The sequence below is a fragment of the Dokdonella koreensis DS-123 genome (assembly GCF_001632775.1).
Lineage (GTDB): Bacteria > Pseudomonadota > Gammaproteobacteria > Xanthomonadales > Rhodanobacteraceae > Dokdonella > Dokdonella koreensis.
Window position 1 is genome coordinate 3,909,914 of sequence record NZ_CP015249.1, and the last position, 15,112, is coordinate 3,925,025.

The following is a 15,112-nucleotide window of genomic DNA, read 5'->3' on the forward strand; positions in this document are numbered from 1 at the left end:
GCGATGATCCATCCCGCTCTTTCCCGCTGCGCCGGCCTCGTGCTGGCGTTCACGGCCGCCGGCGCCGCCTGGGCGCAGGGCGGCGACCGCGTCCACCGGTTCCAGGACCGCCAGGGCGCGCAGGTCGAGCTGCACTCGGGCCAGCCGGTGTACCCGGCCGACGGCCCCGCTCCCGCCTTCGCCGCCCTCGATGCCGACCGCAACGGCAGCATTTCCGCCGACGAGGCACGGGCCTATCCGCTGCTGGCCACCGATTTCCTCTACGCCGACAGCAATCGCGACGGCCGGATCTCGGCGCGCGAATACGCACGCTGGACCGCGCAACGCTGAGCGCGCGGCGGCACGGTCAATCGGCGGCGAACACCCGCGCGATCGCCGCGGCGTCGAGCGCGCGCCAGGCACCGGCCTCCAGGTCATCGAGTGCGAGGCCACCGACCGCCGCGCGATGCAGCGCGACGACGTGGTTGCCGGTGGCCGCGAACATCCGCCGCACCTGGTGATAGCGGCCTTCGAAGACGGTCAGCCGCGCCCGGCGCGGCGCCAGCACCTCCAGCCGCGCCGGCGCGAGCGGCGTGGTCTCCGATTCGAGCAGCAGCGTGCCGCTGGCGAACAGGGCGGCCTCGTCGCCACGCAGGTCCTCGGCCAGGTCCGCTTCGTAGACCTTGGCGACCTGCGCACGCGGCGAGATGATCCGGTGCAGCAGTCCGCCGTCGTCGGTCAGCAGCAGCAGGCCCGAGGTGTCGCGATCGAGCCGGCCGACCGTCGACAGCAGCGGACTGCGCAGCCGGTAGCGTTCGGGCAGCAGGTCGTAGACCAGCCGTCCGGCATCGCGCGTGGAACAGGTGTAGCCGGTCGGCTTGTGCAGCATCAGCGACAGGCCGGGCGGCGGGTCGAGCGGCTCGCCGTCGATGCGGACGTCGGCAGGGGCGACCGCGTCGTCGGCATAGAGCACCTCGCCGTCGGCGAGCGTGACGCGGCCCTCGCGGAACATCGCGGCGACCTGCTTGCGGCTGCCGTAGCCGAGGTTGGCGATCAGGCGCACCAGCTTCATCGACGCGCTCCGCCGGCCTCGATGACCTTGTAGCCCTCGCGCACGACGTGGGTCTGCACCGATGCGAAGCGCTGCGCGAGCAGCGCCTCGTACGGCAGGTGGCGATTGGCGACCAGCCAGAAGCGCCCACCCGGCAGCAGCGCATCGGCGGCCGCGGCGATGAACGCCTGGCCCAGTTCCGGCTGGCCGGCGCGGCCCTGGTGGAACGGTGGATTGCTGACGATGGCGTCATAGCGCTGCGGCAGGCCGGCGGCGACGTCGTGCCAGTGCACCGCGGTCTCGACCGCGTCGCCGCGTGCGGCCCGAGCGCGATCGAGGTTGGTCCGCGCCGGCGCCAGCGCACGCTGTTCGGCCTCGTACAGGTCGATCGCGCGGACGGCGGGGCAGCGCTGCAGCACGCGCACCGCCAGGTAGCCGTAGCCGGCGCCGAGGTCGGCGACGCGGCCCTGCAGCGCCGCCGGCAAGGCGTCGGCCAGCAAGCGCGAGGCCGGATCGACGCGGTCCCAGGCGAACAGGCCGGGACGGCTGACGAACGCGCCGTCGGCGATCGGCCGCGGCGCATCGAGCATGGACCAGGCGGCCGCCAGCGTCCGGTCGAGCCGGCGCGCGTCCGGCGCCGTCCAGAACACCCGGCACTTGTGCTTGGACCGCACCTGCAACGGGCCGGCCAGGCGCGCCAGATCGGCCTCGCCGGAACGGGCGCCCTCGTCGTTGGCGAGTGCGACCACCACCACCCCGTGATCACCGGCGTGGCCGAGTGCGCGCGCCAGCAGGGCCCGCGCCGCTTCGCGCTGGCGCGGCGGCAGCACCAGCACGAACGCGAAGCGCGTGTCCTCGGCCGGCTCGGACACCACGGTGCCGGCGTGGCCCAGGGCATTGGCGAACGGCTTGAACGTCTGCACGCAATGCCAGTCCACACCGGCATGCAGCTGCTGCCAGCGCCCGGCGCGGGCCCCCAGGAACAGCACCGGCGCGCCATCCGGCAGCGCCAGGGCGCCGTCGGCAAACGGCACGAACAAGGCGTCGAGGGCGGCGTCGGACGCAGGTGGGACGGCGGCATTCACGCAAGTAAGGATCCGGCACGGAACGAACCGGTCATTCTACGGCCTGCCGCGGTGCACGGCAGGCCGGTCCGCCGCGTCAACGTGGGCGGCGCATGCGCTCAGTCAACGCCGCCAGCCCGACGATCGCGAAGACCAGTGCGGCATTGACCAGCAGGTGGCCCTGCTTGGCGACGTCGGCCAGGCCGTCGCCGAGCACGGTGATCGTCAGCGTGACGCCCATCGTCACCGCCGTGAGTGCCGCGTAGTCGCGCAGCACCGAGACGCGCCGCAGGCCGTGCCGCGCCAGCAGCAGGCCGAGACCGGCCAGCGGCACGGCCAGGATCAGCCACTGCAGCGCCGGCCAGGCATGCAGCAGGTGGCCGAGGCTCGGCTGCGAGGCCGGGAGCAGCGCGAACGAGGCGCCTTCGACATGGCCGATGTTGCGCGCCAGCCAGGGATCGAGCGCCTTCACGCCGCCCCAGGCCAGCCGCGCCGTGAGGCCGGGATGGCGCAGCAGGGTCGCCAGCTCCTTGCCGCGCGTGAAGTTGACCAGGCCCGGGCAGGCTCGGTCGGGCATGTCCGGCAGTTGCCAGGCATGCAGGCCTGTGAAGGCCTCGCAGGCCCGGTCCAGGCCCAGCTCGTCGAGCAGCGCGCGCCGGTCACCGGCCATCGGCAGCAGCGCGGTGAACACCACGTGCGCATGGTTGTACTGGCGGATGCTGTCGACCATCGCGCCGGGCCGCTGCAGCTGGATGAACTGCATCCAGAGGCCGGCCAGGGCGCCGATCAGGACCGCCGCCGCGCGCCAGCCGGTGCGGCGCAGCCGCAGCCGGTCCGCCGCCAGCAGCACCAGCGCCAGTGCCAGCGGCAGCAGCAGGTGCTGGATCTTGCTGGCGGCCAGCGCGAAGGCCAGCAGCGCCAGCACGAAGAAGCGCCCGCGCGAACGCGGCTGGTCGTGCCACAGCAGCAGCAGCGTGAACAGCGCGTACGCCGCCAGCAGCGCGGTCCATTCCGCGTAGAAGGTGTTGAGGTAGAGCGTATTGCCCGGATCGGCCAGCACCACGGCGAAGACCACGCCGTGGACGACGGCCGCACCGGTGCGGCCGCGGCGCAGGAAGCCGGCCGTCAGCGCCACGCCGAGCGCCGCCAGCGCCGCCAGGCGCAGCAGGCCGAGCCAGCGCACCGAATGCAGCGGCCCGCCACCGAACGCCTCGGCCAGGTGATAGCCGGCCACGGCCAGGCCCTGGAACACCAGCTCGCTGGACCAGTAGCACATCGGGTCGGTGGTGGCGAGGAAGCGGAACCGCTCGAACGGCGCCTCCGGGCTGTTCTGCGTCGGCGGCACGTCGGCCGGGCGATCCGGGTACAGGTCGAAGCAGGCGGTATAGCGCACCTGGTCGTAGCTGTTGGCATAGGCGTACAGCGGCTCGTGCGCCCAGATGGCGAACGCGCGGACCAGGCCCAGGGCCAGCAGGGCGGCCACCAGCCAGAGCGCCCAGCCGCGCACCGGTGGTCGGTCGCGGGGCTGGCGTGGATCGGCGGTGTCGTGCATGCGGTCCATTCTCGGCAATTGGTACCCCCGCGATCCAGTGCCGCCGCCGGGGGCGGGCCGCCGCGGCGCGGCCCGGCACGATACCCGCGCCCTGCGACCACAGCGTGACGCAGTTGGCACTCGCTGCGTGCAGCCGGCACGGTGCCGGCCGCCAAGCCGGTCCGCGAATACCCCCGGCAGGCCGGTGCTAGGATGCCTTCATCGAAAACGGGAACACCCCCGGGGGAGTGCCAAGGCCATGAAGCAGCGCGTGGGTCACTACGACATCGTCGCCGAACTCGGACGCGGCGGCATGGGCGTGGTCTACAAGGGATTCGAGGCGGCGCTGAACCGCTACGTCGCGATCAAGGTGCTGGCCGACTCGCTGGCCGACGACCCCGCCGTGCGCGAACGCTTCCTGCGCGAAGCGCGCAGCATGGCGGCCCTGAACGACCCGCACATCATCCAGATCCACGCCATCGGCGAGGACGCCGGCCATCCGTACTTCGTCATGGAATTCGTCGAGGGTGAGTCGCTCGGCTCGCTGCTCAAGCGCGAAGGCCGGCTGACGCTGGAGCAGTCGCTGAAGGTCATCCACCAGACCGCCTCGGGCCTGGCGACCGCGCACGACCGCGGCGTGGTCCATCGCGACATCAAGCCGGGCAACCTGATGGTCAGCAGCCGCGGCGCGATCAAGATCGCCGACTTCGGCATCGCGCTGTCCAACCACGACCTGTCCAAGAAGCTCACGACCACCGGCGAATTCGTCGGCACGCCCGGCTACCTGTCGCCGGAAGTGTGCCTCGGCAAGCCGGTCGACCGGCGCTCGGACATCTTCTCGCTCGGCATCGTGCTGTTCGAGATGCTGACCGGCAAGATGCCGTTCACCGACGAGTCGCCGCTGGGGCTGATGCTGGAGGTCGTGCGGGCGGAAATTCCCGACGTGCGCCAGCTCAACGCCAATGTCGACGAGGAGACCTCGCGCATCCTGTCGCGGATGATCGCCAAGGACCCGGCCAGCCGCTACCAGGACTGCCACGAGCTGGCCGCCGACCTGCAGCGCAACCCGCTGGTCGCCCGCAGCGGGCCGATCACGCTGCAGCCCAAGCTGTCGCCGGCTGCCGCGACCGTGATCGGCCAGAAGACGCCGCTGCCGTCCGCGGTGACGACGCCGATCACCGCGCCGACACCGATCCGGCCGTCGGCGGGCGCGCCGACGCACATCAGCGCCGGCGCGGCGGTGGCGCCGCCGGTGCCGGGAGCGCCGGCCCGTCCTTCGGTCCTCGACCGGCCGACCGTGCATGCCTCCGCGCCGAAGCGCACGAGCGCCCTGCCCTGGGCGATCGCCGCGCTGCTGGTGCTGGCCGCCGGTGCCGGCGCCTGGACGCTGCGCGACCGGATTCCCGGCCTGGCCGGCCCGACCACCACCTCGACCCAGACCATCACCGCGACCGCGGCGACCGCGGATGCGCCGGCCAGCGCGTCGATCTCGTCGGTCGTCACGCCGCCGATCCCGGCACCGCCGCCCTCCGGACCGTCGGATCCGGCGGCCGGGAGCACGCCCTCGCCGGCCGATACGGCAGCCGTGGTCCCGACGCCGGACACCGCCGCGCCGCAGGCGCCCGGCGCCACGACCGGCGCGGCACCGCCCGAAGACACGACCGCCGGCGCACGGGCCCAGAGCGATCCGCCGCCGGCATCACCGGCCGAACCGCCGGCGCCACGTGCCGCACAGGCCGATGTCGAGGCCCTGCGCAACCTGCCGGCCGCCCAGGCCGAAAGCGGCGCGCCGCCGCAGATCGCCAAGGCGCCGCCGCCCCCGAAGCCGGCCGCGCCGGCAAAGCCGCGCGTGCCGACGGTGGCGGTGGTCTTCGGCGGCGACGAGGTCATCGCCGAGCCCGCCCGCGACGCCATCACCGACCTGCTGCAGAGCCGGGGCTTCCGCGTGATCGAAGCCGGCAGCGTCTCGGGCAGCCAGCCCAACCTCAAGGCCCTGTCGGGTCGTGCCGATGCGGTCGTCTTCGTGCAGGCCCGTCCGGTCGGCAGCCAGGAGATCCACTACTACGGCCAGAGCTCGACGCTCTACACCGTGCAGGTGGCGGTCAAGGCGTATCGCGTCGGCGACGGCAGCGTGCTGTGGAGCAGCCCGGCCGAGCAGGTCAACTTCACGACGCTCAACGCCGCCGAGAAGGCCCGCGAGGTGGTCGATCCGATGCTCGACGCCGTCGATCGCAACCTGGCCGAGTTCCGTCCCGGGCGCCGTGGCTGATCGCAGCGCCGGCGGCGCAGGCCGGTGAGCCCGCGGCCGGCGTTCCTGCGCGGCGTGCGCCGCCTCGGCTGGATCGCGGCCGGGTTGCTGGGCCTGTACCTGATCGCCGGCAACCTGTTCCTCAACACGCCGGTCGGCCCGTGGGCGATCAATCGCAAGCCCGACCGGTTCCAGATGCAGTGGTCGCACGGCCTGACCTGGTGGCCCGGCTGCGCGATGCTCTGGAACGTGGAGGTCGGCGGCCATGTGCGCCGCGTCGTCTGGAACGCGCGGGCTGCGCGCGGCCACGGTCGGATCGCGCTGCTGCCGCTGTTCGGGCGCGAGCTGCGGCTGGCCTCGATCGACGCCTCGGAGGTGACGGGCAGTCTCCACCTCACCGACCAGGACCGGACGCCGCCGCCACCGCGGCCGGGCGGCTGGTCGCTGCGCTTCGACCGCATCGCCACCGATTCGCTGCGCACCGCGCGCATCGGCGCTATCGACATCGCGACGCAGGGCCAGGTCGCGTTCGGCTTCTACAAGCAGCTGCGCGGCGGACCGCTGGAGATCTATCCCTCGCAGGCCCGGCTGGACGCGTTGCAGGTCACCTGGGACGGGCGTGTGTTGCTGCACGACGGCGCCGCCACGGCGCGCTTCGCGCTGCCGCGGCATCGGCGGGAAGACGCGAGCGGCCTGGCGAAGCTCGGCCTGGCCGACGCGGCGCTGGACCTGCACGGCGCACTGCCGGGGTTGGCGGTCGACCTCGACGACGCCGGCCGGATCACCGGCACGCTCGACCCGGCCGGCACCGGCACGCTGGCCGCGACGCTCGGCTGGCAGCGCGGCGCGCTGACGGCCGGCGGCACGCTGGCGCTGCGCGTGCCGCTGCAGGCCACGCGCCCTGGCGCCGCGTTCGACAACGAGGCCACGCTGCGCCTGGCGGTCGAGGACGAGGCGATCCGCATCGACGCGACGCTGCCGCGCAGCGAGACCGATCCGCGCTCGATCGACGCCCGGCTGGTGCTGGCCGGCACCGCCGTCCCGCTGCCGCCCGATCCGCAGCAGCTGCTCGCGCGCCTGGGTGGCGAGGTCGCGCTCGATTGGCGGTTCGGTTCGCTGGCCTGGCTGGGGCCGCTGCTGCTCAAGGCGCCGTGGCTGCAGCTGGAAGGCGCCGGTGCGGTCGAGGCCCGGCTACTGCTCGAGCGCGGCCTGCTGCGCCCCGGCAGCACGCTGCGCATTCCGGACGTGGCGGTGGCCGCGACGGTCGCCGGCCATCGCTTCGACGGCCAGGCGCATGCCGAGGGGCAGCTCGTCGACGCCGCGGGCACGGCGCTGGCACGGATCGACCTGGCGATCGATCGCTTCGACGTCGCCGCCGTGGACGCGCCCGGCACGCCGCTGGTGCGCGGCCGCGACCTGCGCATCGACCTGGAGGCACCGGACAGCCTGGCCGGGCTGCGCGAATCGCTCAAGGCGCGGCTGCGCTTCGAACAGGCCGAGATCCCGGACCTGCGCGCCTTCAACCCATACCTGCCGCGCAACGAGCTGCGCCTGCTGGCCGGCCGCAGCCGGATCAGCGGTGACCTGCACCTGGATGCCGCCGGCGAGATCGCCAGCGGCCGCGTCAGCATCGAGGGACGCGGCGGGCAGGCCCGCCTGGGCCGGCTGGAGTTCGCCGGCGACTTCGACCTGGACGGCCGCCTGGCACGGGCGGACATCGCCTCCGGCCGCTTCGACCTCGACGGCAGCAGCCTGCGCCTGCGCAAGGTGCGCGTGGCCGACGCCGGCCGCACCGCCGGCCGCGACTGGTGGGCCAGCATCGGCATCGTGCGCGGTCACGTGGAAGCCGGCCGGCCATTGGCGCTGCGCACCGACGCGGCGATCGAGATGGAGAACATCGGCCTGCTGCTGGCGCTGTTCGCCGAGCGCAAGGACTACCCACGCTGGGTGCTGGGCCTGGTCGACGCCGGCCGCCTGCGCGCACGCGGCCTGATGCAGGTGCGCGGCGACGCGATCGTGTTCGACCGGGTCGAGGCCGCGAACGACCGCTTCGAGGTCAAGACGCGGATGCGCATCGCCGGCGGCAGCCCGGTCGGCGACCTCCTGCTGCGCTGGCGCGCGTTGAGCGTCGGTGTCGAGCTGCGCGACGACACGCGCGACCTCCACCTGCTGCGCGCCGCCGACTGGTACGCGCAGCGCCCACACCTGCTCGGGCCGCCGTGACCGGCAGCGCCGGCCGCCGGGCGGCGCGCCTCAGTGCCCGCCGCCGGGTGGCGCGCCGGTCTTGGCGCCGAACGGCGGCTTGGCCAGCCACAGCACCAGCACCAGCGAGAAGAACGTCCAGCCGAGCAGGTGGAACACCTCGTTGAACGAGAGCTGGTAGCTCTGCAACGTGATCATCTGGTCGAGCAGGCCGGCGGCGCGCTGCGGATCGCCGTTGCCGAGGGTGGCGAGTGCCTGTTGCGCGGCCGGATCGTAGACCGTCACGTGCTCGGTCAGGTGCGCATGATGCACGTCGGCACGCCGCTCCCAGAGGAAGGTCGTCAGCGAGGCGGAGAAGCTGCCGCCGAGCGTGCGCAGGAACGTCGCCAGGCCGGAGCCGTCGGCGATCTCGTTCGGCTGCAGGTCCGACAGCAGGATCTGCATCACCGGCATGAAGAACAACGCCACGCCGATGCCCTGGATCAGCTGGATCATCGCGACGTGGTTGAAATCCACGTCGAGGTTGAAGCCCGCGCGCATCAGGCTGGTCGCACCCATCGTCAGGAAGGCCAGCGAAGCCAGCACGCGCAGGTCGAACTTGGGCGCGTAGCGGCCGATGAACGGCGACAGCAGCACCGGCAGGAGGCCGATCGGTGCCGTCGCCAGGCCGGCCCAGGTCGAGGTGTAGCCGAGCTGGCGCTGCAGCCACTGCGGCACCAGCAGGCTGATCGCGAAGAAGGCCGCGTAGGCGAAGACCAGGACGGTGGTTCCGGCCGCGAAGTTGCGGTGGCGGAACAGGCGCAGGTTGACGATCGGTTCCTTGTCGGTCAGCTCCCAGATCAGGAACACCGCCAGTGCGATCACCGAGACGATCGAGGTGGCGATGATGAAGGTCGACTCGAACCAGTCCTCGTCGTTGCCCTTGTCCAGCACGATCTGCAGCGCGCCCACGCCGATGATCAGCGTGATCAGCCCGACGTAGTCCATCTTCGGCCGTTCCAGGCGCTGCGGCCGGGCGCCGAGCTGGCTGCGCACGACCAGGCAGGCGAACAGGCCGATCGGCACGTTGATGAAGAAGATCCACGGCCAGGAATAGTTGTCGGTGATCCAGCCGCCGAGGATCGGACCCGCGATCGGCGCGACGACCGTCACCATCGCCAGCAGCGCCAGCGCCTGGCCGCGCTTCTCCGGCGGATAGATCGAGATCAGCAGGCTCTGCGTCACCGGGTACATCGGCCCGGCGACCGCGCCCTGCAGCGCGCGGAACGCGATCAGCATCGGCATGCTCTGGGCGATGCCGCACAGGAACGAGGCCAGCGTGAACAGCAGCGTCGAGGCGACGAACAGCGGCACCTCGCCGAAGCGGCGCGTCAGCCAGCCGGTCAGCGGCAGCGAGATCGCCATGCAGACCGCAAACGAGGTGATCACCCAGGTGCTCTGGTCGGCGCTGACGCCGAGGTTGCCGGCGATCGTCGGCAGCGAGACGTTGGCGATCGTCGTGTCGAGCACCTGCATGAAGGTCGCCAGCGACAAGCCGACCGTCGTCAGGCCGACGCTGGCGGGCCGGAAGGCGTCCGGCCGCGGTGCGGCGACAGCGTTCATCGGGGAGTCCTCGGGGGTCCGGGCGCGTTACGGGGTCTTGGCCGCGATCGCGCCGCCGGCGGAGTTGGCGTGGACGATCTGCGCTATCAGCGCCTCGACCTCGCCGAGCTGCGCACCGTAGACGTCGGTCGCGAACGCGGGCTGCGCCGGCGGCTGCTGCGCCAGCGCCGGCCCGGAGCGGTCGTGCAGGTTGACCTCCACCTGCATCGACAGGCCGATGCGCAGCGGATGCTCCTTGAGCTGGGCGGCGTCCAGCGCCACGCGCACCGGCACGCGCTGCACGATCTTGATCCAGTTGCCGCTGGCGTTCTGCGCCGGCAGCAGTGCGAACGCGCTGCCGGTGCCGGCGCCCAGGCTCTGCACGCGGCCCTGGTAGACCGCCTCGCGGCCGTACAGGTCCGAGGTCAGCGTGACCTCCTGGCCGATGCGCATGTGGCGCAGCTGGGTCTCCTTGAAGTTGGCGTCGACCCAGACCTGCTCGAGCGGGATCACCGCCATCAGCGGCGCGCCGGGCTGCACGCGCTGGCCGACCTGCACGCTGCGGCGCGCGACGTAGCCGGTGACCGGCGCCACCACGGTGGCGCGCGCACGGTCCAGGAAGGCCGCGCGCAGCCGCGCGGCCGCCGTCTGCACGTCCGGATGCGAGGCGATCACGGTGTCGTCGACCAGCGCGCGGGTGGTCACCAGTTGTTCCTGCGTCGCCGACAGCGCCGACTCGGCAGCGGCCAGCGCATCACGCGCATGCGCCAGTTCCTCGGCCGAGATCGCGCCGCTGGCGGCGAGGTTCTTGCGTCGCTTGAAGTCGTCGCGGGCCCGCTCCAGCGCCACCTTCTGCGCGGCCACGTTGGCGCGGCCGCTGTCGACGTTGCTGTAGAGGCCGCGCACCTGGCGCACGGCACCGGCCAGGCCGGCCTTGGCCTGTTCGAGCGCGACCTCGGCGTCGGTGACGTCCAGCTCGATCAGCGGCTGCCCCTGCCGCACCAGGTTGCCGTCGTCGGCACCGATGCTGATCACCGTGCCCGCGGTCTGCGGCGTGATCTGCACGATGTTGCCCTGCACGTAGGCGTCCTCGGTGTGCTCGAACCAGCGGCCGTGCAGCCAGTACCAGGCGGCCCAGGCGACGGCCGCGGCGGCGACGACGACCGCCAGCAGCACCAGCAGGCGCCGGCGGCGTCCGCGCTGGGTCGTGGCGGCGAGGGGTTGCGGACTGCTCATGACGATGTCCTCTGGATGTTCGATGGGATCAGGAGTGCGCGTCGGCGTCCGCTGGTGGCGCCGCGTCGGCCTCGAATCCGCCGCCGAGCGCCTGCACCAGCGCGATCGAGCCGTCGATGCGCTGCGTCTCGAGGTCGGCCACGCGCTGCTCGGCGACCAGCAGCTGCTGCTGCACGACCAGCACGTCGAGATAGCTGCCGATGCCGTTGCGATAGCGTTCCTCGGCCAGGCGATGCGCGTCGGCGGCGGTCCGTGCCGCCTGGCGCGCCGCCTCGATCTGCGGCACCAGCGAGCGCAGCGCGGTGATCCGTGCGGCGACGTCGCGCAACGCATCGACGAGGTTCTGGTTGTACTGGGCGACGGCCAGGTCGTATTGCGCGTCGGAACCGGCCAGGTTCGCGCGCAGGCGGCCGCCGTCGAAGATCGGCAGCGAGATCGCCGGCGCGAACTGGTAGTAGCGCCCCTGGGCCGAGAACAGGCCGTCGCCGCCGAGTGCCGCCAGGCCGACCGCCGCGCTGAGATCGATGTTGGGGTAGAACGCCGCACGCGCGCTGGCGATCGCATGGTCGGCCGCCTCCACGCGCCAGCGCGCGGCCACCAGGTCGGGCCGGCGGCCGAGCAGCTCGGCCGGCAGGGTCGCCGGCAGCTGCAGCGCGGCCGGCGCCAGCCGCTGCGGGCGGGTGATCGCGAGCCCGCGGTCCGGGCCGGCACCGAGCAGGGCCGCCAGCGTGATGCGCTCGTCGTCGATCTTCGCCGTCGCCGCCAGCCATTGCTGTTCGGCCGCCGGCACGGCCGCTTCGGCCTGGCGCAGCTGCAACGCGCTGTCGATGCCGGCGTCGACGCGCTGGCGCGTCAGCTCCAGCGAATGGCGGGCGCGCTCGCGCTCGTGGTCGGCAATGTCGGCGCGCTCGAACGCGTGCGCCAGCTCGATGTAGCTGCGCGCCACATTGGCCGACAGCGTCAGCCGCGCCGCCTGCGCGTCGATCTCGGCCGCATGCGCCTCGTCGACCGCCGCCTCCCAGGCCGCGCGCTTGCCGCCCCACAGGTCGAAGCCGTAGCTGAAACTCAGCGACAGCGAATTGAGCGCGCTGTAGTGGCCTCCGGTCGGCGGCTCGATCACGGTTTCGGGAATGCGCAGCCCGGACGACGAGGCGCTGGCGCCGATCGTCGGCTGGCGATCGGCATCGGCGACGCCGACCCGCGCCAGCGCCTGGCGGCTGCGCGCATCGGCAGCCTCCAGGCCGGGATTGCCGGCCAGCGCCTCGGCGATCAGCGCGTCGAGCTGCGGGTCGCCGAGCGACCGCCACCAGTCGCGCCGGGGCCAGGCCGCCGCCGACACCTCGACCTGGCCGAGGCTGCTGCGCGCAGCGAGGCTGTCGGGGTCGCGCAGGCGCCCCTCCGGCCGCAGGCCATGGGTGCTGGCGCAACCCGCGGCCAGCACCAGGGGAAGAACGAGCATCGCAAGAGAAGGACGCATGATCGGGTTCCGGAAGCGGAAGATCAGGACTCGCACGCGAGGGTGCGCAGGATGCGCTGGAGGATCGTCGCCAGGTGCTCGCGCTCGCCGGCATCCAGGTCCACCAGTGCGTTCTCGAGGCAGGCGTCGACGCTGGCACGGATGTCCTGCCAGAGCCGGGCGCCGACCTCGGTCAGTTCGATGCGCAGCGCACGGCGGTCACGTCGATCGGGGTGGCGGCACAGGTAGCCCTTCGCCTCCAGCTTGGCCAGCATCCGCGTCATCGCGCCGGGGTCGTGGCGCAGCGCCTGCGCCAGTTCTCCCGCGCTCATCGGGCCGTTGGCCGCCAGCTGCTTGAGCGCCAGGAACTGCGACATCGTGATGTCGAAGCCACGCTGCGCCAGCGTGCGCTCGATCGAGGCGACCAGGGCGCTGCGCGTCTGGCCGATCAGCGACCCGAGGCTGTAGTGGGCTTCGACCGGCGGGCGTTCGGAGGGGCACATGGGCGGCGCATTCTAAACTCGCCAGTTTAGTTGTCAAGGCAAGTATTCGCACCAGCCAGTTGGCGTACAGCTTCGATCGCCTGCCGGCCGATCGCCCAGGCGCAGGGACACGGACGGAACCCCAGGCCCCCCGGTGACGCTCTCCATCGCTCACGCGGCGATGACGCGGCCGGCCGTCAGGGCCGCGTCGCGACTTCCAGCGCGGTCAATCGCGACAGCGCATCGGCGGCCCCGGACCCGCACATCGATGCGGACGGCTGCAGGCGCCGGCATACCGCTGGCCGCTCGGGCCGCCCGAAGATCGCGCAGCGGTTGTCGGGCGTCAATTGCACGCAGCGCACGCCGGCCGGCTTGCCGTGCGGCATGCCGGGGATCGGCGAGGAGATCGAAGGCGCGATGCAGCAGGCGCCGCAGCCGGACCGGCAGTCCATCGGTCAGGCCAGCCGCGCGCGCAGTCCCGCGTACACCGGCGCGGTGTCGGGCGGGTGGCCGTGCCAGAGCGCGAACGAGGCGGCCGCCTGCTCGACCAGCATGCCGAGGCCGTCGAGCGCGGTGCGCACGCCGGCCGAAGTTGCCAGGGCAAGAAAAGGCGCCGCGGCCGCACCGTACGAGAGGTCATAGGCGACGCTGCCGGAGTCCATGGCCGCGGCCGCGAACGCCGGCGGCTGGCCCTGGTGCCCGGCCGCGCTGGCATTGACGACGAGATCGAACCGGCCCGGCACGGCATCGGGCGCCGAGGCGCTGGCGCGCGGATCGGCCAGCGCCTCGACCAGTCGCTGCGCGCGCGCCGGCGTGCGATTGGCGATCACGAGCGCGGCGACATCGGCATCGAGCAGCGCGCGGGCGGCGGCACGCGCGGCACCGCCGGCGCCGATCATCAGCACGCGCAGGCCCACCGGCGACACGCCGTGGCGGGCGCCGAGGTCCTGCAGCAAGCCGATACCGTCGGTGGTGTCGCCGGCCCAGCCGCCGGACGTGCGCGTCAGCGTATTGACGCTGCCGGCCCGGCGCGCGCGCGGCGTCACCTCGGCGCACAGCGATGCAGCCAGTTCCTTCAGCGGCAGCGTGACGTTGGCGCCGCGGCCGGCGGCGGTCGCGAAGGCCGCGAGGGCCGCGGCGAAGTCGTCCGGCCCGGCCTCGATGCGGCGGTAGTCGATCGCCAGCCCGAACTGCGCCGCGAACGCGGCGTGGATGTACGGCGACAGCGAATGCGCGACCGGCTGGCCGAACACCGCATGCAGCACCGGCGCGCTCATTCGCCCCGCGTCAGCCAGCGCGCGGCGTCGATCGCGTAGTAGGTCAGGATCGCATCGGCGCCGGCACGCTTCATCGCGGTCAGGGTCTCGAGCACGACGGTGCGCTCGTCGAGCCAGCCGTTCTGCGCGGCGGCCTTGAGCATCGCGTACTCGCCGCTGACCTGGTAGACGAAGGTCGGCACGCCGAAGCGATCCTTGACCCGGCGCACGACGTCCAGGTACGGCAGGCCCGGCTTGACCATCACCGCGTCGGCACCCTCGTGGATGTCCAGCTCCACCTCGCGCAGCGCCTCGTCGCTGTTGCCCACGTCCATCTGGTAGGTGTGCTTGCCGCCGGAACCGAGGTTGCCGGCGGAGCCGACCGCGTCGCGGAACGGGCCGTAGAAGCCGGAGGCGTACTTGGCCGAATAGGCCAGGATGCGCGTATGCACGTGGCCGGCCTGCTCGAGCGCCAGCCGGATCGCGCCGATGCGCCCGTCCATCATGTCCGACGGGGCGACGAAGTCGAAGCCGGCCTCCGCCTGGGCCAGCGCCATGCGCACCAGCGCCTCGATCGTCGGGTCGTTCATGACGTAGCCGGCCGCATCGATCAGGCCGTCCTGGCCGTGCGTGGTGTACGGGTCCAGGGCCACGTCGCCGATCAGGCCGAGCTGCGGATAGCGCGCCTTGACCGCGCGGGCGGCGCGCTGGAACAGCGCGTCGGGATTCCAGGCCTCGCGCGCGTCCTCGGTCTTGACGTCCTGGCCGGGCGAAGGGAACAGCGCCAGCGCCGGGATGCCGAGGGCGACGCAGTCGCCGGCCAGCTTCACGAGTTCGTCGATCGAAAGCCGGAACACGCCCGGCATCGACGGTACCGCCTCGCGCTTGCCGCTGCCCTCGACGACGAAGGCGACCATGATCAGGTCGCTGACCAGCAGGGTGGTTTCGCGCATCAGCGCGCGCGAGAACGCGTCGCGGCGCATGCGGCGCAGGCGGGTGGACGGATAGGACATGGCGGCTCCGGGT

General features: G+C 72.8%; 13 protein-coding genes. 3 read left to right on the forward strand and 10 right to left on the reverse strand.

Translation table 11 applies throughout. From position 1 onward, the window contains the following. Positions 1–3 precede the first annotated feature (3 nt). On the forward strand, positions 4–330 hold the full coding sequence (locus tag I596_RS15955) for an EF-hand domain-containing protein (RefSeq protein WP_150132213.1): 327 nt from the start codon (positions 4–6) through the stop codon (positions 328–330). A 16-nt stretch (positions 331–346) separates the two neighbouring features. On the opposite strand, the gene I596_RS15960 is transcribed toward I596_RS15955, so the two are convergent. From I596_RS15960 to wsfD, 3 genes are all read right to left on the reverse strand, one after another. Beyond that, positions 347–1,051: a pseudouridine synthase gene (locus tag I596_RS15960; protein ID WP_067650204.1), complete on the reverse strand. Its 705-nt coding sequence runs from the start codon at positions 1,049–1,051 to the stop codon at positions 347–349. Continuing rightward, complete coding sequence (locus I596_RS15965) at positions 1,048–2,115, reverse strand: class I SAM-dependent methyltransferase (RefSeq protein WP_067650207.1); 1,068 nt, start codon at positions 2,113–2,115, stop codon at positions 1,048–1,050. Before I596_RS15965 ends, I596_RS15960 begins: the two co-directional genes overlap by 4 nt. Positions 2,116–2,191: 76 nt before the next feature. After that, positions 2,192–3,646, reverse strand: coding sequence for a glycan biosynthesis hexose transferase WsfD (gene wsfD / locus I596_RS15970; protein ID WP_190278930.1), 1,455 nt, complete (start codon positions 3,644–3,646; stop codon positions 2,192–2,194). A 238-nt stretch (positions 3,647–3,884) separates the two neighbouring features. On the opposite strand from wsfD, the gene I596_RS15975 reads away from it, so the two are divergent. Both I596_RS15975 and I596_RS15980 read left to right on the forward strand, forming a co-directional pair. Next, on the forward strand, positions 3,885–5,894 hold the full coding sequence (locus I596_RS15975; protein WP_067650213.1) for a serine/threonine-protein kinase: 2,010 nt from the start codon (positions 3,885–3,887) through the stop codon (positions 5,892–5,894). Positions 5,895–5,918: 24 nt separating this feature from the next. Beyond that, positions 5,919–8,096, forward strand: a complete 2,178-nt coding sequence (locus I596_RS15980) for a hypothetical protein (protein WP_083965655.1) — start codon at positions 5,919–5,921, stop codon at positions 8,094–8,096. 30 nt (positions 8,097–8,126) lie between these two features. Here I596_RS15980 and I596_RS15985 read toward each other — a convergent pair whose 3' ends face one another. The 7 genes from I596_RS15985 to hemB all read right to left on the reverse strand — a co-directional run bounded on the left by I596_RS15985 (position 8,127) and on the right by hemB (position 15,099). Further along, the gene (locus tag I596_RS15985) at positions 8,127–9,677 is read right to left on the reverse strand and encodes a DHA2 family efflux MFS transporter permease subunit (protein WP_067650216.1); all 1,551 of its coding nucleotides are present in this window, start codon (positions 9,675–9,677) and stop codon (positions 8,127–8,129) included. A 27-nt stretch (positions 9,678–9,704) separates the two neighbouring features. Beyond that, complete coding sequence (locus I596_RS15990; RefSeq protein ID WP_067650219.1) at positions 9,705–10,892, reverse strand: HlyD/EmrA/EmrK family protein; 1,188 nt, start codon at positions 10,890–10,892, stop codon at positions 9,705–9,707. Between the two features lie 28 nt (positions 10,893–10,920). Further along, positions 10,921–12,372 (reverse strand): efflux transporter outer membrane subunit, encoded by a 1,452-nt coding sequence (locus I596_RS15995; RefSeq protein WP_425478814.1) that lies wholly within the window; start codon positions 12,370–12,372, stop codon positions 10,921–10,923. Between the two features lie 20 nt (positions 12,373–12,392). Continuing rightward, on the reverse strand, positions 12,393–12,851 hold the full coding sequence (locus I596_RS16000; protein ID WP_067650222.1) for a MarR family winged helix-turn-helix transcriptional regulator: 459 nt from the start codon (positions 12,849–12,851) through the stop codon (positions 12,393–12,395). 176 nt (positions 12,852–13,027) lie between these two features. Further along, the gene (locus I596_RS16005; protein ID WP_067650225.1) at positions 13,028–13,282 is read right to left on the reverse strand and encodes a YkgJ family cysteine cluster protein; all 255 of its coding nucleotides are present in this window, start codon (positions 13,280–13,282) and stop codon (positions 13,028–13,030) included. A 3-nt stretch (positions 13,283–13,285) separates the two neighbouring features. After that, positions 13,286–14,107, reverse strand: a complete 822-nt coding sequence (gene aroE, locus I596_RS16010; RefSeq protein ID WP_067650231.1) for a shikimate dehydrogenase — start codon at positions 14,105–14,107, stop codon at positions 13,286–13,288. Then, entirely contained in the window at positions 14,104–15,099 is a 996-nt protein-coding gene (gene hemB, locus I596_RS16015) for a porphobilinogen synthase (protein ID WP_067650234.1), read from the reverse strand. Before hemB ends, aroE begins: the two co-directional genes overlap by 4 nt. Positions 15,100–15,112: the final 13 nt, after the last annotated feature.

Coding starts and splice junctions, on each gene's coding strand:
- I596_RS15955 (WP_150132213.1), top strand. CDS start 4: ATGATCCATCCCGCTCTTTCCCGCTGCGCCGGCCTCGTGCTGGCGTTC.
- I596_RS16000 (WP_067650222.1), bottom strand. CDS start 12,851: ATGTGCCCCTCCGAACGCCCGCCGGTCGAAGCCCACTACAGCCTCGGG.
- I596_RS15960 (WP_067650204.1), bottom strand. CDS start 1,051: ATGAAGCTGGTGCGCCTGATCGCCAACCTCGGCTACGGCAGCCGCAAG.
- I596_RS16005 (WP_067650225.1), bottom strand. CDS start 13,282: ATGGACTGCCGGTCCGGCTGCGGCGCCTGCTGCATCGCGCCTTCGATC.
- I596_RS15990 (WP_067650219.1), bottom strand. CDS start 10,892: ATGAGCAGTCCGCAACCCCTCGCCGCCACGACCCAGCGCGGACGCCGC.
- hemB (WP_067650234.1), bottom strand. CDS start 15,099: ATGTCCTATCCGTCCACCCGCCTGCGCCGCATGCGCCGCGACGCGTTC.
- wsfD (WP_190278930.1), bottom strand. CDS start 3,646: ATGCACGACACCGCCGATCCACGCCAGCCCCGCGACCGACCACCGGTG.
- I596_RS15985 (WP_067650216.1), bottom strand. CDS start 9,677: ATGAACGCTGTCGCCGCACCGCGGCCGGACGCCTTCCGGCCCGCCAGC.
- aroE (WP_067650231.1), bottom strand. CDS start 14,107: ATGAGCGCGCCGGTGCTGCATGCGGTGTTCGGCCAGCCGGTCGCGCAT.
- I596_RS15975 (WP_067650213.1), top strand. CDS start 3,885: ATGAAGCAGCGCGTGGGTCACTACGACATCGTCGCCGAACTCGGACGC.